This window comes from Sphingobium sp. LF-16 (genome assembly GCF_003711185.1).
In the GTDB taxonomy this organism is placed as follows: Bacteria; Pseudomonadota; Alphaproteobacteria; order Sphingomonadales; family Sphingomonadaceae; genus Sphingobium; species Sphingobium yanoikuyae_A.
The window spans coordinates 310,474-334,650 of sequence record NZ_CP029335.1; the positions used below are offsets into that span (position 1 = coordinate 310,474).

At 65.0% G+C, this 24,177-nt stretch carries 20 protein-coding genes, 1 tRNA gene and 1 pseudogene; 12 read left to right on the forward strand and 10 right to left on the reverse strand.

The genetic code is table 11. The features are described from left to right. Positions 1-44: 44 nt before the first annotated feature. The 6 genes and pseudogenes from DIZ22_RS01520 to DIZ22_RS01545 all read left to right on the forward strand — a co-directional run bounded on the left by DIZ22_RS01520 (position 45) and on the right by DIZ22_RS01545 (position 4,385). Positions 45-773, forward strand: coding sequence for a M23 family metallopeptidase (locus DIZ22_RS01520; protein WP_004211009.1), 729 nt, complete (start codon positions 45-47; stop codon positions 771-773). Between the two features lie 82 nt (positions 774-855). Continuing rightward, positions 856-1,182 carry an iron-sulfur cluster insertion protein ErpA gene (gene erpA / locus DIZ22_RS01525; RefSeq protein WP_004211010.1) on the forward strand — a complete coding sequence of 109 codons (327 nt, stop codon included), beginning with the start codon at positions 856-858 and terminating at the stop codon, positions 1,180-1,182. A 71-nt stretch (positions 1,183-1,253) separates the two neighbouring features. Then, a complete protein-coding gene (gene xth / locus DIZ22_RS01530; RefSeq protein WP_048939014.1) occupies positions 1,254-2,036 on the forward strand; it encodes an exodeoxyribonuclease III in 783 nt (260 codons plus the stop codon). A gap of 61 nt (positions 2,037-2,097) precedes the next feature. Beyond that, positions 2,098-2,613: a DUF2239 family protein gene (locus DIZ22_RS01535; protein WP_122927867.1), complete on the forward strand. Its 516-nt coding sequence runs from the start codon at positions 2,098-2,100 to the stop codon at positions 2,611-2,613. Between the two features lie 30 nt (positions 2,614-2,643). Further along, positions 2,644-2,955: a YdeI/OmpD-associated family protein gene (locus DIZ22_RS01540; protein WP_048939016.1), complete on the forward strand. Its 312-nt coding sequence runs from the start codon at positions 2,644-2,646 to the stop codon at positions 2,953-2,955. A gap of 122 nt (positions 2,956-3,077) precedes the next feature. Continuing rightward, positions 3,078-4,385, forward strand: a pseudogene (locus DIZ22_RS01545) (IS1182 family transposase). A 153-nt stretch (positions 4,386-4,538) separates the two neighbouring features. On the opposite strand, the gene DIZ22_RS01550 reads toward DIZ22_RS01545, so the two are convergent. The 3 genes from DIZ22_RS01550 to DIZ22_RS01560 are packed head-to-tail and all read right to left on the reverse strand — an operon-like array spanning position 4,539 to position 6,382. After that, on the reverse strand, positions 4,539-5,096 hold the full coding sequence (locus DIZ22_RS01550) for an LptA/OstA family protein (RefSeq protein WP_004208265.1): 558 nt from the start codon (positions 5,094-5,096) through the stop codon (positions 4,539-4,541). Continuing rightward, on the reverse strand, positions 5,096-5,743 hold the full coding sequence (locus tag DIZ22_RS01555) for a hypothetical protein (protein WP_004208264.1): 648 nt from the start codon (positions 5,741-5,743) through the stop codon (positions 5,096-5,098). Before DIZ22_RS01555 ends, DIZ22_RS01550 begins: the two co-directional genes overlap by 1 nt. Positions 5,744-5,764: 21 nt before the next feature. Next, positions 5,765-6,382: a ribonuclease D gene (locus DIZ22_RS01560; RefSeq protein ID WP_048939523.1), complete on the reverse strand. Its 618-nt coding sequence runs from the start codon at positions 6,380-6,382 to the stop codon at positions 5,765-5,767. 234 nt (positions 6,383-6,616) lie between these two features. Here DIZ22_RS01560 and DIZ22_RS22325 point away from each other — a divergent pair, with 234 nt between their 5' ends. The 4 genes from DIZ22_RS22325 (at position 6,617) to DIZ22_RS01580 (ending at position 12,256) form a co-directional block, all read left to right on the forward strand. Then, on the forward strand, positions 6,617-7,447 hold the full coding sequence (locus DIZ22_RS22325) for a cold-shock protein (RefSeq protein ID WP_048939522.1): 831 nt from the start codon (positions 6,617-6,619) through the stop codon (positions 7,445-7,447). Between the two features lie 383 nt (positions 7,448-7,830). Continuing rightward, positions 7,831-10,239 (forward strand): TonB-dependent receptor, encoded by a 2,409-nt coding sequence (locus DIZ22_RS01570; protein ID WP_048939521.1) that lies wholly within the window; start codon positions 7,831-7,833, stop codon positions 10,237-10,239. A 215-nt stretch (positions 10,240-10,454) separates the two neighbouring features. Continuing rightward, complete coding sequence (locus DIZ22_RS01575) at positions 10,455-10,775, forward strand: hypothetical protein (protein WP_048939520.1); 321 nt, start codon at positions 10,455-10,457, stop codon at positions 10,773-10,775. Positions 10,776-10,807: 32 nt separating this feature from the next. Beyond that, positions 10,808-12,256: a hypothetical protein gene (locus DIZ22_RS01580; RefSeq protein WP_010338328.1), complete on the forward strand. Its 1,449-nt coding sequence runs from the start codon at positions 10,808-10,810 to the stop codon at positions 12,254-12,256. An 89-nt stretch (positions 12,257-12,345) separates the two neighbouring features. Here DIZ22_RS01580 and DIZ22_RS01585 read toward each other — a convergent pair whose 3' ends face one another. Next, complete coding sequence (locus tag DIZ22_RS01585; protein ID WP_048939519.1) at positions 12,346-13,761, reverse strand: XRE family transcriptional regulator; 1,416 nt, start codon at positions 13,759-13,761, stop codon at positions 12,346-12,348. A gap of 140 nt (positions 13,762-13,901) precedes the next feature. Between DIZ22_RS01585 and DIZ22_RS21575 the strand changes: the two genes are divergently transcribed. Further along, positions 13,902-14,075, forward strand: a complete 174-nt coding sequence (locus DIZ22_RS21575; protein WP_004208258.1) for a hypothetical protein — start codon at positions 13,902-13,904, stop codon at positions 14,073-14,075. Positions 14,076-14,148: 73 nt separating this feature from the next. Here the strand turns inward: DIZ22_RS21575 and DIZ22_RS01590 are convergent, their stop codons facing one another. From DIZ22_RS01590 to DIZ22_RS01605, 4 genes are all read right to left on the reverse strand, one after another. Then, positions 14,149-15,150, reverse strand: coding sequence for an inorganic phosphate transporter (locus DIZ22_RS01590; RefSeq protein ID WP_048939518.1), 1,002 nt, complete (start codon positions 15,148-15,150; stop codon positions 14,149-14,151). Positions 15,151-15,165: 15 nt separating this feature from the next. Next, the gene (locus DIZ22_RS01595; protein WP_010338330.1) at positions 15,166-16,284 is read right to left on the reverse strand and encodes a DUF47 family protein; all 1,119 of its coding nucleotides are present in this window, start codon (positions 16,282-16,284) and stop codon (positions 15,166-15,168) included. A gap of 164 nt (positions 16,285-16,448) precedes the next feature. Beyond that, entirely contained in the window at positions 16,449-18,614 is a 2,166-nt protein-coding gene (locus DIZ22_RS01600; RefSeq protein WP_048939517.1) for a TonB-dependent receptor, read from the reverse strand. A gap of 200 nt (positions 18,615-18,814) precedes the next feature. Further along, the gene (locus DIZ22_RS01605; protein ID WP_164488922.1) at positions 18,815-19,804 is read right to left on the reverse strand and encodes a LysR family transcriptional regulator; all 990 of its coding nucleotides are present in this window, start codon (positions 19,802-19,804) and stop codon (positions 18,815-18,817) included. A gap of 113 nt (positions 19,805-19,917) precedes the next feature. On the opposite strand from DIZ22_RS01605, the gene DIZ22_RS01610 reads away from it, so the two are divergent. Then, positions 19,918-19,991, forward strand: a tRNA-Gly gene (locus DIZ22_RS01610). Between the two features lie 72 nt (positions 19,992-20,063). Here the strand turns inward: DIZ22_RS01610 and DIZ22_RS01615 are convergent. Both DIZ22_RS01615 and DIZ22_RS01620 read right to left on the reverse strand, forming a co-directional pair. After that, positions 20,064-21,194, reverse strand: coding sequence for an alkaline phosphatase (locus tag DIZ22_RS01615; RefSeq protein ID WP_048939515.1), 1,131 nt, complete (start codon positions 21,192-21,194; stop codon positions 20,064-20,066). A 14-nt stretch (positions 21,195-21,208) separates the two neighbouring features. After that, positions 21,209-24,100 carry a TonB-dependent receptor gene (locus DIZ22_RS01620; protein ID WP_048939514.1) on the reverse strand — a complete coding sequence of 964 codons (2,892 nt, stop codon included), beginning with the start codon at positions 24,098-24,100 and terminating at the stop codon, positions 21,209-21,211. Between the last annotated feature and the right edge of the window lie 77 nt (positions 24,101-24,177).

A 24,177-nucleotide genomic window follows, 5' to 3' on the forward strand; every position in this document is an offset into this window, starting at 1 on the left:
CCCACGAGAGGCAAAAGCCTTCGCGGGCATAAGTCGGGGTCGGCATGTTGATTCTTCGTACTGTGAATGCGCTTGGTGCGCGTTGGTTCCAATCGGCCAGTAAGACGGCCAAGATTTTCGGGATGGTCGGCATGGTAGGCGTGATGTGCGCCGCAGCCCCGGCCAACGCCAAGGATGAAGATGATCCATATGGCGACGCCTCGGAAATCAACACCAGCGCGCTCGGCCCGGCCGATGTCGGCTTCTCCAACATCTTTTCCAGCCTGCAGCGCATGGACGGCAACGCCAAGACCGCGGCCTATATCCCCTCGGGCCGCCCGGTCGAGAAGCTGTCGCTGACCTCGAACTTCGGCGTGCGTTCCGACCCGTTCAACCGCAGCGCCCGCATGCACAAGGGCATCGATATTCCAGGGCCCATCGGCACCCCGATCCACGCGACCGCCGACGGCATCATCAGCCGCGCCGGCTGGGCCAGCGGTTATGGCAACCTGGTCCAGATTTCGCACGGCAATGGCATGGAAACCCGCTACGGCCATATGTCGAAGCTGCTGGTTGCGCCCAACTCCTATGTCCATCGCGGCCAAGTGATCGGCCTGATGGGGTCGACCGGCCGTTCGACCGGCAGCCACCTCCATTATGAAGTCCGCGTCGATGGCGCGGCGATCAACCCGATCCCGTTCGTCGCCGGTCCCGACTATCTGATCGCGATGAACACCAAGCCGCCGGTCGCCATGGGCGGCCCGACCAAGGCGGACGAAAAGGCCGTCGACTGATCGACCGCTTTTGATCCCGACTTTTCCAAAGCCCCGGCGCCCATGGGTTGCCGGGGCTTTTGCTTGATCCTATCTAGGCGCCATGGCCGATATTGACCTCACCCCCTCCGCTGCCGCGCGCGTCGCGGCGATCGCCGCCAAGCAGGGCAAGCCCGCCATATTGCGGCTGGCCGTGGAAGGCGGCGGCTGTTCGGGCTTCCAATATCGCTTTGGCCTGGCCGAGCAGGTGGAGGCCGAGGATCTGGCGGTGGAGCGCGATGGCGTGACGCTGGTGGTGGACGATGTCAGCCTGGATCTGGTGCGCGGCTCCGCGGTCGATTTCGTGTCGGACCTGGGCGGCGCGGCGTTCAAGGTGACCAATCCCAACGCGACCGCCGGTTGCGGTTGCGGCACCAGCTTCTCGGTCTGATCGGCGCATTGGCTTGTAGACGCAGCCCACTTCTCTAAAGGGAGGTGGACAGCGAAAGGGACAGGTCCATTATGCGTATCGCCACCTTCAACATCAACGGCATCAAGGCGCGGCTGCCGCGCCTGCTGGAATGGCTGGACGAGACCCGGCCCGACATCGCCTGCCTGCAGGAAATCAAGACATCCGACGAGACCTTCCCGGTCAAGGATATCGAGGATGCCGGCTATGGCGTGATCTGGCACGGGCAGAAGGGCTTCAACGGCGTGGCCATCCTGGCGCGCGGCGACCAGCCGGTGGAGGTGCGCCGGGGCCTGGAGGGCGAGCCCGAGGACGAGCAGAGCCGTTATCTGGAAGCCGATGTGAAGGGGGTGCGGGTGGCCAGCATCTACCTGCCCAACGGCAATCCCCAGCCGGGGCCGAAATTCGATTACAAGCTGCGCTGGATGAAGCGGCTGCGGGAGCGGGCGGCGGAAATCTGGGCGGAGGAAGTGCCCGCCATCCTGGCCGGCGACTATAATGTCATCCCGCGCGACGTGGACATCTATTCGCCCAAGGCGATGGCCGACGATGCGCTGATGCAGCCCGAAAGCCGGGAGGCCTATCGCCGGCTGCTGGGCGACGGCTGGACCGATTCGATCCTGACCCGCCATCCGGCCGGGGGCGTGTGGACCTATTGGGACTATCAGGCCGGGGCCTGGCCGCGCGACGCGGGCTTCCGCATCGACCATCTGCTGCTGAGCCCGGCGGCGGCCGACCGGCTGGTCGATGCCCAGGTCGACAAGGCATTTCGTGGCCGGGAAAAGGCGAGCGATCATGCGCCGACCTGGGTCGAGCTGCGCGATATCGGAATTTAATCCGGATATTATTGACTCTATTATATCCGGGTAATAAATACCGTGCCGAAGGAGATTCGGTATGGACCGCCCATTGACGGCCTTTTCGGGCGACTATTGGATCGCGACCGGCGACGAGGATGAGGTGCGCGCGGCGCTGCGGGCCATGGGGGACGACGCGCAGAATATCCTGCTGTTCGACGATCGCACCGGGCGGCAGGTGGATATCGACCTGCAGGTCGATGCGGTGCCGCGGGGGCGGGGGCGACCCAAGATGGGGGTGCAGGCGCGCGAGATCACCCTGCTGCCGCGCCATTGGGACTGGCTGGCGGCGCAGCCGCGCGGCGCCTCCGCCACGTTGCGCCAGCTGGTCGAGGATGCGGTGAAGGCGAGCGCGGACAAGCCATCGCCCCGCGCGGCGATGGACGCGGCATATCATTTCCTGACCGCGATGGCGGGCGACCGGGCCGGCTATGAAGCGGCGATCCGCGCGCTTTATGCCAGGGACAGGGCGGCGTTCGAGGCGGCGGCGGAAGGCTGGCCCGGCGCGATCCGGGCGCATGGTCTGGCGCTGGCGGAGCCGGCCTTTTCCGCCTAGCCTGCGCATCGCAATGATCGGAGAGGCTGGGTGACGGACGATTTCCTTCAGGGCATGGTGCATGAGGCGGCCGATGACATGCAGGCGGCGATCCGGGCCGACGCCGGCATCTTCGCGCTGTGGCAGGGGCTGACGCCGCTTGGCCGCAACGAGTTCATCTGCTGGGTCGAGGATGCCAAGCAGGCCGCGACCCGCGCGCGGCGCATTGCGCGCACTGTCGAGGAATTGCAGGAGGGCAAGAAGCGGCCCTGCTGCTGGGCCGGCTGCATCCACCGCACCGACAAGGCGCCGAGCCGCTGGCAACAGGCGGTGCTGATCGAGAGGAAGGGGAAGCGGCGCTAGGCCGGCGTGGACAGATTCAACCCTCGCCGAAGGGCCGGGATAGGTGGGTTGTGTTGAGGACCCGGTCTTTGCAGTGATGGCGCGGTTCTGATTCACTGGCTTTGTTGTTAGGAGACAGGCTGATGATGGGTGATTGGACGGTGATGCAGGAGGCGCTGTTTTACAGCTTCAGCCTGGAAGATCATGTTCCCCAGAGCCACTTGTTGCGGGCGGTGGATCGTTTCGTTGATCTGGACGGGATCTGGGAGAAGCTGCGGTCATTCTATAGCGAGACGGGCCGGCCCTCGATTGATCCTGAACTGATGATCCGGATGCTACTGATCGGCTATTGTCTGGGAATCCGGCCTGAGCGGCGGCCGTGCGAGGAAGTGCATCTCAATCTGGCCTCTTGCTGGTTCTGCCGCCTCGGTCTCGACGGATCCGTGCCCGATCACTCAACATTCTCGAAGAACCGGCACGGCCGCTTCCGGGACAGTGATCTGTTACGGCAGCTGTTCGAGATGACCGTCTCGCGTTGCATCCAGGAAGGACTGGTCGGTGGCGAAGGCTTTGCCGTGGACGCCAGTCTGATCAAGGCCGACGCCAATCGCCAGTGCGGCGTTCCCGGCGCAGAGGGGCTCTCGCCGGATATCGTCAATCATGCTGTTCGGGAGTATCTGGAGGTGCTCGACGAGGTGGCCTTCGGAGCGGCGTCGCCCGTCACGCCCAAATATCTGTGGCCGGCTGATCCGGCAGCACGCTGGACGGGTGCCCATGGTGGGCAGGCTTTCTTCGCCTACAGCACCAACTACCTCATCGATCTGGCTAATGCCGTGATCGTCGATGTGGAGGTCAGCACCGCCATCCGTCAGGCTGAGGTGGCAGCGCAGTGAACGATGATCGACAGGACACTGGAGCGCTCCGGCATCTGGCCCCAACGGTTAGCTGCCGATACCGGCTATGGCGATGCGGCTAATCTTGCCTGGCTCGTCCATGAGCGCGGCATTGAGCCGCATATCCCCGTCTTCGACCATGCAAGCCGCAGGACCGGCAGCTTCCAGCACACCGCGTTCCGCTATGACCACCGGAACGATCTCTATGTCTGTCCCGGCGGCAAGCACCTCGTCCAGCATCGCAGGGACTATGTCAGCCCACGGCCCGGCGTCGATAAGGATGGTTTCATGCGCTACCGCGCCAGTCAGCATGACTGCCAATCCTGCGCCCTCAAGCCCCAATGCTGTCCCCGACCGACGCCTATGTCACATCCCGGCGCGAGCGAAAGGAGGTCGAGAATGCTGTTTGCCCATCTCAAGCGTATCCTGAAGCTCGATCGCTTGCGCCTACGAGGACCAAATAGCGCAAAAAATGAGTTTCACTTAGCAGCCACAGCCCAGAACCTACGCAAGCTCGCGAAACTCATCCCGATCCAGTCGGCTATTGCCCCAGCGTGACACCGGGAACCGACTTCGTCCCAACGTCAGAAACTGGTAATCACCGACTTCTTCAACACTATCGGTCGTTAGCCGCCAAAGCCCGGCATCAATGACGCCAATCGACAGCCGTTGGACCGCCTGAAACGCGTCGCCTGGCCTGCGGGCCCCGGATCAGTTCTTGCGCTGCGGCACCGTGAAGGTGCCCGACACGCGGCCGCTGGGGCTGGTCGATGTGCCGGCGCCGCCGGTCGAGCGGCCGTCGACCGTGGTGCGACCGCTGTTGAGGTCCATCACCAGCCGTCCGCCGGTCAGGCGGTTGACGCCCTGAGTCAGCGAGACATTGCCGACCATGGTGATCAGCTTGGCATTGAGGTCATAGATGGCGACATTGCCGCGCGCGGTCTGGTCGGCCTTGGTGATGACGACATTGCCCGACGCGTCGATGCGCTGGATTTCCACGCCATTGCCGGTGTTCGCCGCGCCATTGGGCTGCTGCTTGTAGGCCACGGTCATGCGGGCGGCGTTCAGCGTCATGCCGGCCTGCGTCACCTCGACATTGCCCGATACCACCACCCGGTCGGCGCGGTCCTGCACCTCGATCCGGTCGGCGGTGAAGTTCACCGGCGCATTGCTGTCATGATTTTTGAACACCTGCGCATCGGCGCCGGCGTAGAGGAGGCCGGTCGCGCCCAGCGCAACGGTCGACAGCAGGATGAGGGTGCGTTTCATCACTTTTGCCCTTTGAGGCCATTTTGTTCGATGCGCAAGGTCGCCCGGCCGTTGAGCGTGACCGTGCGTGCATTCATGTCCGCTTCCAGATGGTCGCCGCTGAACGTGCCGATCGGGATGCGCCCGTCGACCCGGCCCGCGCTCTTCATCCGCCGCGTCTGCAAATCGATGCCGACGTCGCGGGTGACCAGCCGATATCCGCCGGCCGCCTCGAACTGGACCGGGCCGACGATCGCGACTCGCTCGGTCTCCATGTCGTAACGGCCCTTCTGCGCGTTCAGCACCGCCGGTCCTTCGGGCAGCAGGATGCGCGCGGCCATGTCGTTCAGGTCGACGATCGGCTCGCGTGAGCTTTTCTGCACGGCCGAACCGGCCCGCAGCGAGAAGGGCTGGCCCTTGCTGTCCTGCCCGCGATAGAGCGCCTCGGACACGCGCATCCGCTCCTTCGCCACCTCGACCTTGTTCTTGTCGAGCACGAAGCTGACCTTGTCGCCGCCGGTGAAGGGGGCCATGGCCAGCAGGGCGGTCAGCACGCCGACCGCCACCGGCAGATAATTTTTGAGCAGGCGCACCAGCTTGTCATGGCTGCCACCCGGCCGGGCCCAATGGCGGCGGACGTTGCGCTGTTGCTCGGCCTGGATGGACATGTCTGCCTGCCGCCTTGTCGCTTACATGTGCGAGAAGATGTCGTTCTCGGGCCAGCCCGCCAGGTCCAGCGCCGCACGATGGGGTAGGAAGTCGAAACAGGCCTGGGCCAGTTCCATCCGTCCTTCGCGGATCAGGCGCTTGTCCAGTTCGGTCTTCAGCTGGTGCAGGAAGCGCACGTCGGACGCGGCATAATCCTTCTGCGCGTCGGACAGGTTCGGGCCGCCCCAGTCGCTCGACTGCTGCTGCTTGCTGATGTCCTGGCCCAGCAGTTCGCGGACCAGCTCCTTCAGGCCGTGGCGATCGGTATAGGTGCGCACCAGCTTCGACGCGATCTTGGTGCAATAGACGGGGGCTGCCACCACGCCCAGATAATGCTGGATCGCGGCGATATCGAATCGGCCGAAATGATAGATCTTGATCCGCTCCGGATCGGCCAGCACCGCCTTCAGGTTCGGCGCGGCATAATCGCTGCCGGGGTTGAAGCGGACCAGATGCTCATCGCCCTTGCCGTCGCTGATCTGGACGACGCACAGGCGATCGCGCGGGGTGATTAGCCCCATGGTTTCGGTATCGACGGCGATCGGGCCGGGGGCAAGGACGCCCTCGGGCAGATCTTCTTCATGGAAATGGACGGTCATGACTTTTCCCTCTATGGGGAAACGGGCCATATCGCAATCAAGGCTTTGGCAGATAGGGCCTGTAAATCGGCGCTGCGGGCGCTCTTTTTGCCCGATATGCGAAATCATTCGCGCTGCCCGGAAAACTTGATATAGTGATTCCCAAACCGCGACTTTGCGGTGGATTGTGCATGTCATTCGCCCGACATGTTTGTCCAATGTGTCTTGGGGCGAAGCGAAAGTGACTAACAGGGCATGAGTTTTGACAGAGGGCGCCGCGGCGGGCGCGGCAAGGACAAGCGCGACGGTTTCGGCGACGACAATTTCTACGACCAGGGCAGCGGCGGCGGCTTCGGCGGCGGTGGCTTTGGTGACCGCGGCGGCTTCGGTGGCGGCTTCGGCGGTGGTGATCGTGGTCGTGGTGGCTTCGGCGGTGGTGATCGCGGTGGCTTCGGCGGCGGCGGTGGTTTCGGCGGCGGTGGCCGCGGTGGCTTCGGCGGCGGTGGCGGCTTTGGCGGCGGCGGCGGCGGTGGTCGCGGCATGCCGGCCCAGGTCGTTGGCGAAGGCAAGGGTGTCGTCAAGTTCTTCAACGGCCAGAAGGGTTTCGGCTTCATCGTTCGTGACGATGGCGGCGAAGACGTGTTCGTTCACATCAGCGCGGTCGAGCAGGCCGGTCTGACCGGTCTGGCCGAAGGTCAGCCGCTCGGCTTCACCCTGGTGGATCGTGGTGGCAAGGTGTCGGCGACCGATCTGGTCATCGACGGCGAACCGCTCCCCGTGACCGATCGTGCGCCGCCGCGTGAACCGCGCGAACCCCGCGCCGGTGGTTTCGGTGGTGCAGAGCGTGGCCCGCAGCGTCAGCTGACCGGCGAACGCGCCAGCGGCACGGTCAAGTTCTTCAACGCCATGAAGGGCTTCGGCTTCATCCAGCGTGATGACGGCCAGCCGGACGCTTTCGTCCACATCAGCGCTGTCGAACGCGCCGGCATGGGCGCCCTGAACGAGGGTGACCGTCTGGACTTCGAACTGGAAGTCGATCGTCGCGGCAAGTACGCGGCCGTCAATCTCCAGTCCAAGGCCGACTGATCGGCCGTCGCCCGTTCGCCGTACGGGCGACGTGACAGGAATATCGAAGGGGGTCGCCTGCCCGGCGGCCCCTTTTTCGTTTCTGTCGTTCATCTCGATCAGCCGGCAGATCGCCATATATCGTCAAAGCGATGCGCCTTGATGTGGTGCATGAATCGTGAATATCGACGGAAGCGTCCGATGATATTCGGATCAAAGTTGCCGTAAATTCGGCGCTTATGTGCAATTGATCAACATGTTGATCTGCATGTTTTTCTGATGATGATTTGCCCCGTCGGTCAATTTGGCGAATTTGCCTGACCATTAGCCTCGGATCATAATCGTCCCGAATGGAATGAGCCTTGCGGCATTGTCGACAAGGCCTGACCCAATGGGAGGATGATATGAAGCAGGCCCTGATCGGCCGTCTGCTGGCGACTGTCGCTGCCGGCCCGGCCCTGATGCTCGCAACCGCACAGGCGCAGGACGCCGCCGCACCCGCGCCCCAGGCTGACGCCGGGGCAGGGGAGATCATCGTCACCGCCCGCAAGCGTGACGAGCGGTTGATCGACGTGCCGGTTGCCGTATCGGCCCTCTCGACCGACCAGATCGAACGCTATGCCACCACCAGCTTCCAGGCGATCAGCCAGCAGGTGCCGCAACTGGTCATCGCCGAATCGCAGAATCAGGTCGGCGGCTCGATCAACCTGCGCGGTATCGGCGCCGGCATCTCCAACCCCTCGACCGAAACCGCCGTGACCCTGAATTTCGACGGCGTGCCGATCAGCTATGGCAATGCCATCCGCCTTGGGCAGATCGACCTTGGCCGGGTCGAGGTGCTCAAGGGGCCGCAGGCGCTCTTCTATGGCAAGAACAGCCCAGGCGGCATCGTCTCGCTCATCTCCCAGGATCCGGGCAAGGATTTCGAGGCGAAGCTGCGCACCGGCTATGAATTCATGGCCGACCAGCGCTTTGTCGAGGCCAGCGCCTCGGTGCCGCTGACCGACGGCCTCGCCGCCCGCGTCGTCGGCTATTATTCCAAGGAGGATGGCTGGTTCCGCAACGTCGCCGAACCGATCGCCGGCATCACGCCGGGGCGCGGCGCCGACAGCCTCAATTCCGAAGATGTCTTCGTCCGCGGCACGCTCGCCTATGATGCGGGCGGATCGACCCGGATCAAGGCGAAGGTCAATTATGGCCAGCGCGAACGGGACGGCGTCGGCCCCACCGGCCTCAGCCAGATCATCTACTGCCCCGCCGGCGTCAGCCGCTATGGCTCGACCGACTGCACGCTGAACCGCAATTTCTACGACGCCATCCTCGCGCCGGCGACTGCGGCCAGCGATCCCAGCTATGGCGACGGCGTGCCCTTCATGAAGTCGAAGCAGTTCCTCGCCTCGCTCAGCATCGACCAGGATCTGGGCGACGCCTATACCCTGTCCTCGGTCACCGGCTATTACCGTCTGCGCGAACGCTCGGTCGACAGCTTTACCTTCTCCAACAATCCCTATTTCGGCGCGTCGAACGACATCACCGCCAAGGGCTTCAGCCAGGAACTGCGCCTCGCGTCCGACTATGACGGGCCATTGAACTTCCTCGTCGGCGGCTTCTTCCAGGACGCCCATTTCCTCACGCGTCAGGCCTTCACCACCAATTTCGGCACGCCCTTCGTGGTCGGATCGACCTATTATGACGTCCATACCAAGGCGACGTCGGTCTTCGGCCAGCTGCGCTACAAGATCGCGGAGCCGCTCGAACTGGCCGTTGGCGGCCGCTATAGCTGGGAAGACAAGTCGCTGACCGGCACCTCGCTCGGCAGCCCGATCCAGATTCTCGGTCCCAAGCAGAATTATAGTGATTTCTCGCCCGACGTGACGCTGACCTGGCGTCCCGACAGCGATCGCACCATCTACGCCGCCTATCGCGAGGGCTTCACCTCGGGTGGCTTCAACACCGTGCCGACGCGGCTGCGCACCGATGCCGACCAGAGCCGCGCCGCGATCGACCTGTCCTATGACCAGATGACCGCCAAGGGCGGCGAGATTGGCACCAAGGGCTATGTCGCCGATCGCCAGATCCTCTACGATCTGGTCGGCTATTATTATAAATATAGCGGGCTCCAGCTGTCGCGCTACGACAATGCTTCCTTCACCCAGCTGACCCAGAATGCGGGCGGGGCGGAGATCAAGGGCGCGGAGCTCAGCCTCACCATCCGGCCGCGCACGCTGGCGGGCCTCACCTTCAACACGGCGATCGCCTACAACAACGCCCGCTACACCGATTTCATCGGTGGCTGCTATGCGGGCCAGTCGATCGCCCAGGGCTGCAATCTCAATCCGCTCAACCCCAATCTGCCGCAATCGACCTGGGGCACGGCGGCCAATCCCTATCAGAATCAGGACCAGACCGGTCAACGCCTGTTCCGCGCGCCCGAAATCGCGATCACCGGCGGCTTCACCTATGACCATAGTTTTGCCGACCGGCTCGGCGGATCGCTGTCGGTCGATTTCAATTACAGCAGCGCCTATGTCACCCAGACGGAGGGCAACCGCAGGACGCTGCAGGATGATTATGCCCAGCTCAACGCCGCTCTGTCGATCAATGGCGGCGCGGGCAAGCCCTGGGAATTGTCGCTGATCGGCCGCAACCTCACCAACAAGCTGATCATCGTCGGCGGATCGGTGGTGGGCGCGAGCGCAGCCGGCACCGGCACCAACGCCGTGCGCGAAGGCGACATATTGGGTTCGCTCGGCGCCCCGCGCGCGGTGATGCTGCAACTGACGGTGAAGAGCGGCCTGCTGGGCGGCCGCTGATCATCCCTATGCAAATACTATGAAAACGGGCCGGAGGTCGGCTGGAATTTGACCGACGGGGGCCATTAAGTCCCTTGTCCCATGACCCACCGACCTCCTCCTGCCGCCTCTGCTGATGCCGGGCGGCGCAGCGATCGGCCACGGCTCACCGGACGCCTGTCGATCCGGCCGCGCGCCACCCTGGCTCCTCCGGCACGGCAACGGAGCCGGGCATCATGACCCGGCGCGACCTCGCCTGGCGCGGCCTGGGCCTGCTGCTCGTCGGCGCGGCCACCGGCAGTTCGCTGCTGCATCGCGCCCTGACCCTGGACGGCCCGGCATCGGCGCCGCTCGAAATGGCGCTGGCCCTCGCCAGCTTCAGCTTCGCCAGCCTCGGCATATTGCTGCTCTGCCAGGGCGTGCGCCTGCGCGATGGCTGGCGCCGCGACCTCGACCGGCGCCAGGCGCAGCGCGACGGCCATCGCGATCCTCTGAGTCTGGCCGAAGATCGCGCCCCGCTCGCGGCCTTTCTGGCCGCCCGCGCCCGGCGCGACTGACCCCCATTCCCATATCCCCAAAGGACAAATTTGTGAGCGAACGCGACCTGCATTTCGTGATCCCGACCTATCGCCTGCGCGACGTCGGCGCGACCGTCGAGGCCTATGACGAGAATTTTGCCCGCAGCGGCCAGACCGCGCCGATCATCGTCTTCGATGATTCCTCGGTCGCCAATCATGACAAATATTTCGGCGCGCTGGAGGCGACCAAGACGGTCAACGACCTCTGGTATGTCGGCCCGGCCGAAAAGGAGCAGTTCGTTTCCTACATCTGCAAGCGGCTGCGCGACCGCAAGCTCGACGTGCTGGTCCGCAACCTCTTCCGCCCCAGCTATGGCGGCAACCGCAACTTCACCCTGATGTATACGCTGGGCGACCTGATGGTCAGCGCCGACGATGACATGCGCCCCTATGCCCTGATCGAGGACAGCCCGGAAACGCTGGGCGAACGGGAAATCAGCCGGGGCAAGACCATCCCGCGCGGCGCCAATGGCCATTGCCGCAAATCCTATGACATCCTCCAGTCCTTCCGCGACATATTGGGCAAGACGGTGGCCGACGCGCCGGCCAATTACGACCAGGGCGAACTGGTGATCGACAGCGCCATGGACCTGGAATCCAACAATTCGCTCGGCTTCGCGCGGGAAAACAGCCTGACCCTGCAGGAAGGGCGCTTGCCCCGCTCGGCGGTGGTGAAAATGGCGCAGACCTTCCGCACCGGCACCAACGATATCGACGCGGTCGATTTCGTCGACATGTTCCTCGACGATCCGGACGAGGTCGATGCCGAACGGCTCAACGACACCTATGTGCTGGTCAATTTTCGCCCCTGCCTCACCAATCTCAACTGGCGAATGGATTGCGGCGTCGCGGGCTATGACAATCGCACAGGCCTGCCGCCCTTCTTCCCGACCCGCTTGCGGTTCGAGGATTATATTTATCGCCTGTGGATCCAGCAGTCGAACATGGTTTCGGCCCATGTCGATTCCGCCCAGACCCACATCAAGAACAGCTATATGCGCAATCCGCTGGCGTCGGAGGTGTTCAACGAGGCGATCTGCGGCCTGCTCAAGCGCAAGATCCGCACCAGCCTCAAGCGCACCGACGAATGGTCGATCGCCTTCGACTATGACGGCGCGGTCAGCCTTCAGGACAGCGAGGAGATATTGGACAGCGCCCGCGCCTTGCATGACCGGGTGCTCAAGAGCATGGCCGACGCGCGCACGACCGAGCGGCGCGATGCGCTGGGCCATTTTGCCGCCGGCCTGTCACGCACCTTCTATGATTTCGAGCCGGATTTCTTCCAGCAGAATGTCAGCCGCATGGTCGATGACGAGGTTGGGCTGATCCGCTCCTCGCTCGAAATCTGGCCGACCCTGCTGGAGATCGTCTATTTCAAGCGCCATTGCCGCAACCTGCCGATGCGCCGCGTGAAGAACCGCTCCGCCCGATCGCCCCAACCCAGACCCGTAGCTGCCTGAGGGTTAACGGCAGGCGCTCCGTTTCCGCCCCCTTCATCCCGGCGACGGTCGGGGCCCCTCTCAGTGACGGGGGCGGGGCGGAGCGCCCATCATACCCGCCGGAACGGGAAGGGGCTGGCGGTCCGCTCATAGCTGTGCAGGTCCAGCGCGCGCGTCACCGGCGGCCGCGCCCGGTCCGGGCAATCGCGCCGCTCGCACAGATGACAGGTCGGCCCCACCGTCACCGCATCGTCGCGCTCGGTATCGATGCCGTCGGCATGGATGATCCGCCCGGCATGTTTCGCCTCGCAGCCCAGCGCAATCACCTGCCGCCCGTGCGCGCCATCGGCACGGGGCAGGGCGATCGCCAGGGTCAGGAAGCGCCGCTCGTCCAGCGTCTCGATCAGCTGCGGCAGCACGATGTCGGGCGCGTCGGCCGCATGCACGTCCCAGCGCGGACAGGTGCCGCCATAGCGGGCAAAGGGATAGGCCTCGCCATCGAAGCGCTTGGACACGATCCCCGCCCGGTCGATCCGCACCATGAAGAAGGGGATGCCGCGCGCGCCGGTGCGGTTGAGGCTGGTCAGCCGGTGCGCCAGCTGCTCGGTCGACACGCCGAAGCGCGCGCGCAGCAGGGGAAGGTCGTGCCGGCTCGCCTCCGCCGCCTGGCGGAACCGGTCATAGGGCATGATCAGCGCCGCGGCGGCATAGTTGGTCAGCGCAATGACGGCGAGCCGCCGGCTGTCCTCGTCCGGTGGCGCCGTGCGCGTCACCTGTGCCGCGATCAGGTCGGCCATCTCCTGCGCGCAGAGTTGATAGGCCATGGCGAACAGTCGCCCCGATGCCGGCAGTCGCTCGCTCAGCATCAACCGCCGCCGGTGCATGTCATAATGGCGCACCGTCCCGGCCAGCACATCGGCGCGCACCATCTGCACCGTCATGCCGTGCTGTTCCTTCAGGCGCGCGCGCAACCCGGCCTGCAACAGCGCCGGGTCTTCCTCCATTTCCGCGGCGATCCCTTCGGCCGCGGCGTCGATTTCGGCGAAATGATTACCGGCCTTGGCCACCGTCTCGCGCCACCAGTCGACCGGCGCGACCAGCGGGGCAGGGGCGCCGCTGCGCCCGCTCGCCTGCATCTGTTCGGGCAGGCGGCGCAGATCGGCCAGCGCGCGGTAGAATCGGCCGATCGCCTCGCTGACGCCGGGATAATTTTCCGCCACCTCCAGCACTTCGTCGCGCGCGATGCCGATGTCGCGCACCAGCGCGTCGGACAATATCTCGGCCAGGTCGCTCGCCGCACCATCCTGGCTGCTGGCGGTGAAGTCGCGAATGTCGATGTCATAGGTATTGGCCAGCCGCAGCAGCATCTGCGCTGTCAGGGGGCGCTGGTTGCGCTCCAGATGGTTGAGATAGCTGGGCGACACGCCCAGTTCCTCGGCCATGCGCGTCTGGTTCAGCCCCAGCTCGCGGCGCAGCACGCGCAGCTTGGGGCCGAGATAGAGCTTCCGGTCGGTCACATCTGCCATAAGGTCATATTGTCATGATTTGACAATATGAACAAGTCGCGACGTGACTTGCGGCCACTCATCGCCCTTCCGCTTTGCCTTCGACCTGTCAATATCGCTGTCATCAACCAGCACAGCCACAAGGCAGGAAGGACAGGAAGATGACGACCGATACGATGGAAGCGCCCCAGCCCGCCCGTTCGCGCGCGGTCTTCAGCCAGGAGGATTTCGGCCTGATCCGCACCGCCATCGCCCATTATCTCAAGGAAGTGCAGGACCAGCCGGAATCGGTCAAATATGCCAATCTGTACCACCGCCTCGGCCGCGTTGCCTGACCGGCGGAGTGCCTGAACGAGAAAGGGCGCAGGATCACTCCCGCGCCCTTTTCCTTGTCTCTGCCTGTTCCGCTCAGAACAAACGCGTCAGCCCATAGAACAGTGCGCCGATCGCGGCCGCCGCCGGCAGGGTCACGACCCAGGCGACGATGATGCTCGACGCGACGTTCCAGCGCACGGCCGACAGCCGGCGGGATGCGCCCACGCCGACGATGGCGCCGGTGATGGTGTGGGTCGTCGATACCGGCACGCCCAGATGGGTGGCCATGAACAGGGTGATCGCGCCGCCCGTTTCCGCGCAGAAGCCCTGCGCCGGGGTCAGGCGGGTGATCTTCGATCCCATGGTGTGGACGATCTTCCAGCCGCCGAGCAAGGTGCCCAGGCCCATCGCCGCCTGGCAGCTCAGCACCACCCACATCGGCACATGGAAGCCGCCGGTCAGCAGCCCCTGCGAATAGAGCAGCACCGCGATGATGCCCATCGTCTTCTGCGCGTCATTGCCGCCATGGCCCAGCGAATAGAGCGATGCGGAGACGAGCTGCAGCTTGCGGAACACCCGGTCCGCGCCCTGCGGCGTGAACTTGCGGAAGATCCAGCTGATCGCCAGCACCAGCATCAGCGCCAGGAACAAGCCGACGGCGGGGGATATCACGATCGCCGCGCTGGTCTTGAACACGCCGCTCCACACGATGGCCGACAGGCCGGACTTGGCCGTGCCCGCGCCCAGCAGGCCGCCGACCAGCGCATGGCTGGAGGAGGATGGAATGCCCAGGCCCCAGGTGATCAGGTTCCAGGCGATGGCCCCCATCAGCGCGCCGAAGATCACCGACGCATCGATGATGTCCGCGTTGACGATGCCCTTGCCCACTGTCTCGGCGACATGCAGGCCAAAGAAGAGGAAGGCGATGAAGTTGAAGAAAGCGGCCCAGGCGACCGCATATTGGGGTTTCAGCACCCGCGTCGACACGATGGTCGCGATCGAGTTGGCGGCGTCATGCAGGCCGTTCAGGAAATCGAACAGCAGCGCAACGCCGATCAGCGCGATCAGCAGCGGGAAGGCGAGATGGGCTTCCATATCCGGTCAGGCCTGTCAGGCGTGGTCGATGACCAGGCCGGAAATCTCGTTGGCGACGTCCTCGAACCGGTCCGTCACCTTTTCCAGATGGCTGTAGATTTCGTTGCCGACGATGAAGTCCATCGGGTTGCCGGCGCGGGCTTGGCTGTACAGGGCCTTGAGGCCCGCCTCATGCAATATGTCGGCATGGCCTTCCAGCTTGACCAGCCGTTCGGTCAGCTCGTGCAGGCGCGCCGAATTGATGTTGAGCGAGCGCAGCAGCGGCATCGCCTCCGCCGTGATCCGCGCGCATTCGACGATCAGCGCGCTCATGTCCTGCATCTGCGGCGCGAAATCCTTGACCTCATAGAGCGCGATCGCCTTGGCGGTCTGGTTCATCTGGTCGATCGCGTCGTCCATCACGCCGATCAGGCCGGTGATGGCACTGCGGTCGAACGGGGTGACGAAGATGCGGCGGACGTCCTGCAGCACTTCGCGGATGATGTCGTCCGCCTCATGCTCGCGGTCCGAAATCTCCTTGATATGCGCGTCCATGTCCGGGCCGCCCTTCAGCAGCTTGGCCAGGGCGTCGGCGCCGGCGACCAGGGTCGCGGCATGGTCTTCGAATTGCTCGAAGAAACGCCCCTGCTTGGGCATCAGCGCGTGAAACCAGCGCAGCATTCCAGTCCTTTCACTTTGCTTCTCGCGGATCGACAGCAGCAACCGGAGGAACCAGCCCGGATCGGCGGGCGGTTCGCGGAAAGCCGCGATGATCGATTGCAGTTCGGGTTCGTCGACGGCCTTTGCGGCTTCGGCGACGGAAAACCAGCGCAGCTCGCGCTGCCCTTTTTCGGGCCATTGCGTCAGATGGCCGGTCACAGCAAGCGGAAAAACCTCGACATTCGCCTCGCGCGACTTGCCGCTGCGCTTGCGCTTGTCATAGCTGTATCGGCCGATCGGCGCGGGACAGGCGATGCCATGGATGCCCGCTTCCTCGAACGCCTCGACTTCCGCGGCGCGATGGCCGGCCAGCCCCTTGATGCGATTGCCCTTGGGAATCACCCAGCGCCCAGTGTCACGCGACGTGATCAGCAGGATCTGCATCGACCCGTCGATCGGGTCGCTGGTATAGGGGAGAGCGGCAATCTGGCGCATTATCGGCGGCTTACGGGCGACCTGCCCGAATCCTCATGCTCTGCCGCAGCGCGTTCCATCGGCGCTATGTAACGAAAATGTCATTTTTTGCAATCGCTCCCTTCGCCCAGAGGGGCAGGCGAAGGGAGCGACCGGCGCCCCGCTGGGCGAGGCCGGGAGGCGGATCAGATCGAGATGCGCGCCGTCAGGCGGATGTCGCGCCCGGCGAGCGGGGCGAAATCCTTCAGGAAGCTGGCATGGCGCCGGGCTTCCACGTCGAAGATGTTGTTGGCCGACAGCATCAGCGTGGTGCGGTCATTGCCGGCCAGCGGCTTGAACGAGATCGACGCGTTGACCATGGTGAAGCCATCGGTCGGCGTTTCGAAATCGGTCACCCGATCCTGCTCGAACACATGTTCCAGCTCGGCGCGGGCGCTCAGCCGTGCGCCCTGCGCCTCGATCCCGCCCAGCAGGCGGAGCGGGGGAATGCGCGGCGCCGGGCCATTGCCCTTGATCGTGGCGCGGACATAGTCGGCGACGCCGTCGATGTTGATCGCATAGCTGCCGACCTGTGCCAGCTTCACCGACGCTTCGGCTTCGAAGCCATAATAGCGCGCATCGGCCTGGGCATAGGCATAGCAGGGGAATTCCATCTCGGCCCCGCCATTGGCCGCCTGGCAGACGCTGTCGTCGACCACGCTTTCATAGATGAAGCCGCTGAACCAGTTGTGATAGGCGGCCAGGCTGAAGCTGTAGCCATTGCCCGATCCGCGCAGCGTGCCTTCCACGCCCCAGCTCTTTTCCTTGCCGAAATCGGGATTGCCCAGCTCGAACGCCTGGGTGCCGGCATGATTGCCGCGCGCGAACAGTTCCTCGGCCGACGGCGCGCGCTCGCTGCGCGACAGGTTCAGGCCCACGCGCCAGCCGGGCATGATCGCCTGGCTGATGCCCAGCGATCCGGACAGGGCGTCGAAGCTGCGCTGGCTGGCTTCGGCAAATAGGTCGGCATCCGGGTCCGACTGCAGCTTGGTATGTTCATAGCGCGCGCCCGCTTCCAGGCGCGTATCGCCCAGGTCCAGCGACTGCAGCGTGAACAGGCCGAACTGGTCGGTCTGGTTCTTGGGCAGGAATTTCTCTTCGCCATCGGCCTGGAAACGACGGGTGAAGAACTGCGCGCCCGATGCGCCCTGCCAACCATTGCGGTCGGCCTGGACGAATTCCAGCCGGCTTTCCATCGACTGGTTCTTGAAGGTGGTGCCGACCTCGCCCGACGGTTCGATTTCCTGATGCTGGTAATCGGCCCAGCCCGCGCGCAGGCGGATGCTGTCGAGGAAGCCGCCATTCACCGCGACCTCGCCGCGCAGGTCGGCGCGGGTCTGCTTCATCGCCAGCGTCACATTCTCGTGGCTGTGGCCCTCTTCCTCATGATCATGATCATGGTCATGATCGTGATCATGCTCCTCGGCTACTTCCAGGCGCGACGGCACGCCATAGGTGTTCTCGCTGTGCGAGATCGACATGCCCAGATTGCCGCCATCGCCGATATAGGCAAAGCCGCCGGCCACTTCCCACACTTCCGCCGCGGTATTGGCCAGCTTGCCCTTCAGCCGCGCATTGTCCTGGATTTCCTCCTCGTCGGAGGCGGCGGCGATCTCGCGCATTGCCTTGGACAGGATATAGCCGCCGGTGCGCAGATTGTCGGTCTTGCTGTAGCTGCCATCGACATGGACGACGAAATTCTCGGTCAGCGGCACCTCGATCTCGCCTGAGCCGCTGCGTTCGTTGGCGGCGCTGCCATAGGTGCCGATCGCGTCGACATGGATCGCCTCGTCCGGCACGCGGCGCGGGATGCGGCTGTCGATCACATTGACCACGCCGCCGATCGCCGACGATCCATAGAGCAGGGCGGACGGGCCGCGCAGCACCTCGATCCGGTCGGCGGTCAGCGGGTTGATCGCGACCGCATGGTCGACCGAGGTGTTGGACACGTCGAAGCTGCCAATGCCGTCGGTCAGGATGCGCACGCGCTCGCCCTGGAAGCCGCGCAGGATCGGGCGCGATGCGTTGGGGCCAAAGGAGGTGGCCGACACGCCGGGCTGGCGCGCCAGCGTCTCGCCGATGGTCGGGCGCAGGCTGCGGGTCAGTTCCTCGCCGGTGACGATTGAGGTGCCGGACAATATGTCGCCCTGGCTGCGGGGGATCAGGGCGGTGACGACGATGTCGCTGCGCGGGTCATGATAGCTGCCATCGGCCTGGGTTTCGGCGGGGGCTGCGGTCTGGGCGGCGGCGGGCCATGCCAGGCAAAGGGCCGTGAGGGCACAGCCGGCGCGTAGCGACGGGGAACGAAGCATCAGGCTTTTTATCCTTGCAGAATATGTGGGTCGGCCTCCGCGTATCTGTCATGATACATCGTATCAATATACGATCGGCGAAATGAAGGCCGTTTCTGCCGCATTCATCACCAACTGTTGCATTTTTGCACGGCCTGCCGCGCAGCATATTACCGGCCGCAAAAACGGATCAGCCGCGCAATTCCGCCATTATTTGCTGGTCAAAGGAAGAGGAAATCCGCCAGCGCCTGCACGCCGGGGCGCGACAGCGATCGTTCGTTGACGGTCTGGCGCACCTCGATCGCGGGCAATGGCACGTCCAGCGCCAGCCGGCGAATGCCGCTCATCCGCCCCAGGTCGCGCGCCATCGGGCCAAAGGCCGCAAAACATCCCGCGCCTTCGCGCAGGGCGGTGATGATGTCGAACATATTGTCGGTTTCCAGCATCACCGGGCCCAGCCGGGCGCCGCCGCGCGCCAGCGCTGCATCGATGATCGGGCGCAGCCCGTTGCGTGGATCGACCGCCAGTTGCGGCGTGATGGTCAGGTCGCCGCGCGACACGCTGCCCGCGCGCGCCAGCGGATGGTCCGCCCCGGCATAGAGATTGACCTGTTCCGACCAGCCATAGCGCGAGGGCAGGCCGGCCGGCTCCTCCAGCGCATAGAAATAGGCGATGTCGGCGCGCAGCGATTCGATCGCCCGCGCCGCCTCGAGCGCCGACTGGACGCTCAGGTCCAGGGTGATGGCGATATCGTCATTGGCCGCCTCGAACGCGGTCAGTGCATCCTGGAAATGGCCGAATACCGGCGCCGGCGTCGCCAGGATGATGGCGCGATTGGCGGGCGGCGGCGTGGCCTGCAGCGACGGCAATTGCGCATCCGCTTCCAGCAGCAATTCCGGCAGCGCGGGCGGCGGGGCCGGCGATGGAACAGGTTGCGGGGTGGGGGCGGGCGTGGCTTCCTCGGCCCAATCCTCGGGGTCGTCCTGCGCCAGCAGGGTCATTGCCTGCGCCGTGCGTCGCCCCGCGGGGGTCAGCCGCGCCGCACCGCGAATATCGTCGAACAGGCGATAGCCCAGCCGCATTTCCAGCGACGCCATGTCGCGCTCGATCACGGCGGATGAAACGCCCAGCGTCTGGGCGCAGCGCGTCAGGCTGCCCGCGGCCACCATCTGCGCGAAAATGTCGAGTTGGCGCAGGGACGGGTTGGTCATGGCCGAGCGATAGAACAAAGACGAGGCCGGGTTAAGAGGCGTTCTCACGCATTTACCATCAATGCGCTGTTGACGAGCCCCGGTGAATGATGGCAGGGCGCGTCACCTGACGGGCGGGTATAGCTCAATGGTAGAGCACTAGCCTTCCAAGCTTGTGATGCGGGTTCGATCCCCGCTACCCGCTCCAGTCCGTCATCCCCGACATATCAGCGGCACCACAGCTTGATCCGCAGGATCGGGCCGGGTGCCGCTGCGGCCTTCAATCCTCCTTCGTCCAGCCCATTGCCTTCAGCATCACGTCGAACAGGCGGGTGTTGGCGAAGAAGCCGTGGACCTGATCGGCGCCCGGCCCGGCGGCGGCGGCGATCACTTCCTCGCCGGTGTGACTGTCCTCGACGCCGATGATCGCATTGCTCGCGACCGTTGCCCCCGGCTTGGCGGCGGCGGTCGCATATTGCTGGGCCATCGGCGCGTTCCGCTTGCCGCTGGTCATGCGCAGGCCGAAACTATGGTCGGCGGTGAACAGGATCAGCGTGTCCTTGCCCGCGATCGCGCTCACCCGGCGGATCATCTCGTCCATCTCGATCACATGCTTCAGGCCATTTTCCGGCTTGTCGGTGTGCATGTCCCATTCGACCATCAGGAAATAGCCCTTGGGATTGCGGGCAAGCTGGCCGATCGTCGCCTCGACCGCCGGTATCGGTGCATAATCCGCATCGCGCAGCACCGCCGCCCGGCCGTTATCCTTCACCAGTGCCGGATCGTCCCCGAACCGATAGCCCGCCTTGGCAAAGGCCGCTTGGGGCGTGGTGCCATCCTTGGCGAAGGATGCGACCGCATCGGCCTGGCCCTTGCCGATCAGGATGTCGACGCCATTGCCGAAGCGGGGCGTCAGCATCTGGCGGAAAATCTGGTCCTTGTCCTTGCGCGTGGCGACATGGGCGAAGCAGGCGGCCGGCGTCGCGTCCCAGATCGGCATGTTGGTGACGACGCCGGTGGAAAGGCCGCGCTGCTCGGCATATTCCAGGAAGCTCTTGACCGGGGTTATCGCCCCATCGGCCGCCGGCAGCGCGGAGATCATGCCGCTGTTGGTCTTGTGCCCGGTCATGATCGCGCTCATGCCCGCCGCCGAATCCGTTACCCAATTGTCGAGAGCCGAGGTGTCGGACAGGCCGACATGGGGCATGGACTGGATGAACAGCGACTGCGGCCGGTCATGCGCCATGATGCCCGCAGCGTTCAACGTCGGCACGCCGCCGGCGTCGCCCAGGAACAGGATGATGTTGCGCGCCCGCTGCGGCGCGGCGCCGTCATCATTGCGGGCCTGCGCCGGAGCGGCGGCGAGCATTGCGCCCGCCGCCAGCATGATCCCGATCGATCGCATCGTCATTGCCGTCCTTCCGTTCAGAAACGGGCGCGCACGCCGGCCATCAGCGTGGTGCCATAATCGGTGTAGCCCGCGAAGCGATCGTCCCGGACATATTGCCACTGGACGCCGCCGGCCACGTTGATGCCCTGCACCACGAATGTGACATTGGGCGTGACCTTGTAGGAAATGTCGAAGTCCAGGCTGCCGAACGCCGCGTCGTTATTGGCGGCCAGCCCCGCGCCGCCGACGTCGCGCAGCACCTTGCCGCGCCAGCTATAGCTGGCCCGCGCGCCGACCGGCCCCTTTTCATAGAAGGCGGTCAGGTTGAAGCTGTCGCCCGCTACGTCGGTCAGGTCGTCGCGGAAGGTGGTGCCGTCGGACAGGGCATAGGTGCCCTTGCTCTTGGTATGGGTGTAATTGGCCTGGAATCCCAGGCCATCGAACGGCGCCGGCAGCATCTTGAACAGTTGCTGATAAGCGATCTCGATCCCCGCGACATAGGCATTGCCGCCATTTTGCGGCGCGGTCAGGCGATAGATCTGGCCATCCAGGTCGAAATTGCGGGTCTGCTGGAAGACGAAGGTCGTGATGTCCTTGTAGAAGGCGCCCCCGATCAGCGCGCTGCCCGGCGCGAAATACCATTCGACCGTGCCGTCATATTGCCAGGCCTCGAATGGTCGCAGTTCGGGATTGCCGCCCACCGCCGTCAGCACGGTCGGGTTGGAATTGATCGTCAGCCGCGGCGCCAGGTCGGCCAGCGACGGCCGGGTGATGACCTTGGACGCGGCCAGATGCATTTGCAGGTTCGACGTGAACTCCGCGACCAGGTTGAGCGAGGGGAGAAAATTCCCGTAATTGCGCTCATAGCTGACCGGCAGCGCCGCGCTGCCATTGTCGGCATAGCCCGACGATGTCTGGCGGGTATGGGCATAGCGCAGGCCCGCGTCGCCCCGGATGGTCATGCCGCCCAGCGGCAGGCTGAACTCCGCCATGCCATAGCCGCCGATGATCCGTTCATCGATGGCATAGCTGTTGCGCCGGTCGCCACGGGTCAGTGGCGCGTCCAGCAGCGCCTCCTTACCGGTCGCCGCGTCCCAGAAGCGGTCGGGATCGGGCATGACCCAGTTCGTCGGCAGGTTGCCGCCCACGCCGCTCAGGAAATCATCGACCGGGAAGGCCTCGAAATAGCTGTCGTCGAAGCGCTGGCCGGCGATGCCGCTGGTGAAATTAATGTCGCGGCGATTATAGGTGCGGTCGCGCTTTTCATATTTGGCGCCGAAGCGCAGCGCCTGCACCACACCACTCAGCTCGCGCGTCACGTCGAAGGTCGCGGCCCGCTGGCGATCGAGCGAGTCATTGACGCGATATTCGATCCGGCGGCCGGGCAAGGTGGTCGATTGCGTCAGGTCGGCGGTCAGGAACTCCAGGTTCGGCAACCGTTCGCCCACCTTGCCATAATCGAACGCGACCTGGCCGACGCTGCCGAGCAGGCGGGTGCGATAGATGGGCGTAGGCGTATTGGAATAGGCCCGGCCCAGGCTCGCATCGGCGGCCAGCGTCCAGCCATTGGCGGACCATTTGGCGTTCGCGCCGATCAGCCAATTCTCATATTCCAGCCGCGACGTCTCGCGCCCGATCTGGGTCGATGTGTTGACGGTCGCGGCAGTCAGCACGCCATTTTCGATCACCGCCGTGCCCGGCACGATCGCGCCCGGCGTGGTCGCGGAAAAATCGGTCGAATAGGTCAGCTCGTCATAATCGATGTTGAGCCGGCTCCACAGGCCATCGACGTTCAGTTCGAACCGGTCGTCGGGCTTCCACTGGATCGCGCCATTGAGGCCGATGCGGTCGCGATTCTCGCGCTCCAGCGTCGGGCGCGTGCTGGTCGGCACCAATATGGTGTCGCTGTCCAGCGTGCCGTCGCCGTCTGCATCGATCCGTCCGTCGGCCCAGCCGACGCCGGTAACGCGGTCCTGCCGCGTGGTGCGCTCGTCATAGACCGCCGCGATCAGCGCGCCGAACGTACCTTCCTCATTGACCCAGCTGGCCATGCCCGACAGGCGCGGATCGACGGTATCGGCCAGGCGCGGCGAGCTGGCGGTGGCGGACAGCGCCAGCACCGGCTTCTTGAGGTCGATCGGGCGGAAGGTCTGCAGGTTGACGATGCCGCCGATGCCGCCTTCGGCCAGGTCCGCGCGCGGGCTCTTGATGACTTCGACCGCCGACATGAGTTCGGACGGCAGCGTGTCGAAACGGAACTGGCGCCCGCTCTGGCCGCTGTCGCGCACATTCTCGTTCACCGCGGCCGAGCGGCCATTGAGCGTCACGACCTGGAAATTGGCGCCCAGGCCGCGGATGCGGACGAACACGCCTTCGCCGCGATCGCGCACGATCGATACGCCGGGCACGCGCTGCAGCGCTTCGGCGATGTTCTGGGCGGGGAATTTGCCGATATCCTCGGCCTTCACCACGTCGACGACATTGGTCGCCTTGCGCTTTTCGGCCAGCGCGCCGGACAGGCTGGCGGCATAGCCGGTGACGATGATGTCGGGCGCGACTTCGACGCCGCCGCTGGCCACCGTCTCCTGCGGACCGGCCACCGCCGCCACGATCAGCAGCGCGCCATTGCCCTGCCGCCGCACCGCCAGCGGCTTGCCCTGGATCAGCCGCTCGACCGCCGCCATCGCGTCCATCCGGCCGCTCAGCGACGGGCCGGTCATTCCGGCCACCAGTTGCGGCGCGAACAAGATGTCGGTGCCGGTCTGGCGGGCCAGCGCCTCCAGCGCGGTCCCCAGCGGCTGCGCGGCGATCTGGACGGTCGCCTGGCGCGGCTGCGCCTGGGCCGGAACCGCGCAGAAGGCGGCAAGAGCGGCGCCCAGCACCAGAGAGCGGCGCAAAGTGCGCGAAGAAGAAACGGTCACGATCATCCCCCGTGGACAGCGGCAGAAGGCGCCGCGCCTCCCCGACGCGCCAGCGGGATTTTACCCCACCCCGGCGTCGGCGA

What these genes read in the sequence shown, in the direction of transcription:
- erpA (WP_004211010.1), top strand. Translation starts at nt 856, where the DNA reads ATGGCCGATATTGACCTCACCCCCTCCGCTGCCGCGCGCGTCGCGGCG.
- DIZ22_RS01590 (WP_048939518.1), bottom strand. Translation starts at nt 15,150, where the DNA reads ATGGAAGCCCATCTCGCCTTCCCGCTGCTGATCGCGCTGATCGGCGTT.
- DIZ22_RS01555 (WP_004208264.1), bottom strand. Translation starts at nt 5,743, where the DNA reads ATGTCCATCCAGGCCGAGCAACAGCGCAACGTCCGCCGCCATTGGGCC.
- xth (WP_048939014.1), top strand. Translation starts at nt 1,254, where the DNA reads ATGCGTATCGCCACCTTCAACATCAACGGCATCAAGGCGCGGCTGCCG.
- DIZ22_RS01535 (WP_122927867.1), top strand. Translation starts at nt 2,098, where the DNA reads ATGGACCGCCCATTGACGGCCTTTTCGGGCGACTATTGGATCGCGACC.
- DIZ22_RS22325 (WP_048939522.1), top strand. Translation starts at nt 6,617, where the DNA reads ATGAGTTTTGACAGAGGGCGCCGCGGCGGGCGCGGCAAGGACAAGCGC.
- DIZ22_RS01575 (WP_048939520.1), top strand. Translation starts at nt 10,455, where the DNA reads ATGACCCGGCGCGACCTCGCCTGGCGCGGCCTGGGCCTGCTGCTCGTC.
- DIZ22_RS01605 (WP_164488922.1), bottom strand. Translation starts at nt 19,804, where the DNA reads ATGACCAACCCGTCCCTGCGCCAACTCGACATTTTCGCGCAGATGGTG.
- DIZ22_RS01570 (WP_048939521.1), top strand. Translation starts at nt 7,831, where the DNA reads ATGAAGCAGGCCCTGATCGGCCGTCTGCTGGCGACTGTCGCTGCCGGC.
- DIZ22_RS01620 (WP_048939514.1), bottom strand. Translation starts at nt 24,100, where the DNA reads ATGATCGTGACCGTTTCTTCTTCGCGCACTTTGCGCCGCTCTCTGGTG.
- DIZ22_RS01550 (WP_004208265.1), bottom strand. Translation starts at nt 5,096, where the DNA reads ATGAAACGCACCCTCATCCTGCTGTCGACCGTTGCGCTGGGCGCGACC.
- DIZ22_RS21575 (WP_004208258.1), top strand. Translation starts at nt 13,902, where the DNA reads ATGACGACCGATACGATGGAAGCGCCCCAGCCCGCCCGTTCGCGCGCG.
- DIZ22_RS01560 (WP_048939523.1), bottom strand. Translation starts at nt 6,382, where the DNA reads ATGACCGTCCATTTCCATGAAGAAGATCTGCCCGAGGGCGTCCTTGCC.
- DIZ22_RS01595 (WP_010338330.1), bottom strand. Translation starts at nt 16,284, where the DNA reads ATGCGCCAGATTGCCGCTCTCCCCTATACCAGCGACCCGATCGACGGG.
- DIZ22_RS01585 (WP_048939519.1), bottom strand. Translation starts at nt 13,761, where the DNA reads ATGGCAGATGTGACCGACCGGAAGCTCTATCTCGGCCCCAAGCTGCGC.
- DIZ22_RS01600 (WP_048939517.1), bottom strand. Translation starts at nt 18,614, where the DNA reads ATGCTTCGTTCCCCGTCGCTACGCGCCGGCTGTGCCCTCACGGCCCTT.
- DIZ22_RS01615 (WP_048939515.1), bottom strand. Translation starts at nt 21,194, where the DNA reads ATGACGATGCGATCGATCGGGATCATGCTGGCGGCGGGCGCAATGCTC.
- DIZ22_RS01520 (WP_004211009.1), top strand. Translation starts at nt 45, where the DNA reads ATGTTGATTCTTCGTACTGTGAATGCGCTTGGTGCGCGTTGGTTCCAA.